Here is a 245-nt window from a genome sequence, read left to right as displayed (position 1 = left end):
AACAGGTTTTGCGGCCAACTGGATCCGAGGCTTGCAGAGCCACCAGTTGTTCCGGAAGGTCACCGGTGGGCTGCTTATCCTCTTCGGGCTATGGACCCTGCCTTTCCTGCATCTGTTCGGACACTAGCTACCTAGATATTCAACACGTCCAGGCGACCGAAGTCAGCAGTGGCCTCAGGTTCGGCAGTGTGAACGGCCTGGCGTTTACCGCCGAGGCGCCTTCCTTCCCGAAAATCGTAGAGGTT

Annotated in this window: 1 pseudogene; it reads right to left on the bottom strand. The window is 57.6% G+C overall.

The features are described from left to right. Positions 1-131: 131 nt before the first annotated feature. Positions 132-245, bottom strand: a pseudogene (locus ACWJ62_RS19825) (tRNA 2-thiocytidine(32) synthetase TtcA); the annotation flags it as partial.

The sequence above is a fragment of the Marinobacter sp. PE14 genome, from assembly GCF_053566155.1.
The sequence above is the reverse complement of the archived record's forward strand: the minus strand, read 5'-3'. Positions and strand labels throughout refer to the sequence as shown.